Raw genomic sequence first — 837 nt, forward strand, 5'->3', positions numbered from 1 at the left:
AACGACGTGCCAGTCTTCGGCCAGCGTTTCCGTTTGGCTGGGAGCCCAGCCCATCTGGATCTGACTGGACGGCGCCGTGGTCATCGCCGCGATCACCTCCTGCACCAACACCTCCAATCCCGCGGTGATGTTGGCGGCCGGACTGGTCGCTCGCAATGCCGTGACCAAGGGTCTCAAGGCCGCGCCATGGGTCAAGACTTCGATGGCCCCGGGGTCCCTGGTGGTGACCGATTACCTGACCAAGGCAGGCCTGCTCGCTGACCTGGAAAAGCTTGGCTTCTTCATCGTCGGCTACGGTTGCACGACTTGTATCGGCAATTCCGGCCCGCTGCCCGACGACGTGACGCGTGACATTGCCGAGCAAGACCTGGTCGTCGCAGCGGTCCTGTCCGGCAACCGCAACTTCGAAGGCAGGGTGCATCCGGAAGTAAAAATGAATTACCTGGCGTCGCCGCCGCTGGTGGTCGCCTATGCGCTCGTCGGCACGGTGGACATCGACTTGACGAGTGAGCCGCTAGGCACCGGCAGTGATGGCGAACCGGTCTACCTGCGTGACATCTGGCCGTCGAACCAGGAAATAGGTGACTTGATCGCGCGCAATGTCAGCCCGGAGCTGTTCAAGCGCAACTATGCCAACGTCTTCGCCGGCGACAGCCGCTGGAACCAGATTGCCTCGCCCGATGGCGCAGCGTTCGAATGGGACCAGGCTTCGACCTATATCAAGAACCCGCCCTACTTCGAAGGCATGCAGATGAGCGTCGGTAGCATCGGCGACATCCATGGCGCGCGCCTGCTTGGCCTTTTTGGCGATTCGATCACCACCGACCATATTTCGCC

The 837-nt window shown here is 61.8% G+C and carries 2 protein-coding genes; one reads left to right on the forward strand and one right to left on the reverse strand.

Annotated features, from left to right (window positions below):
* Positions 1-84: Thoeris anti-defense Tad2 family protein (locus tag ACP7BV_RS27415; protein WP_426108069.1), on the reverse strand; the 84-nt coding region annotated here is incomplete at its 3' end.
* 43 nt (positions 85-127) lie between these two features.
* Here ACP7BV_RS27415 and ACP7BV_RS27420 point away from each other — a divergent pair.
* The coding region (locus ACP7BV_RS27420) for an aconitase family protein (RefSeq protein WP_426108067.1) at positions 128-837 on the forward strand (710 nt) is incomplete at its 3' end.

Origin of the sequence: Massilia sp. TSP1-1-2, from assembly GCF_049896185.1 — a bacterium.
Classification (GTDB): Bacteria; Pseudomonadota; Gammaproteobacteria; order Burkholderiales; family Burkholderiaceae_D; genus Telluria_A.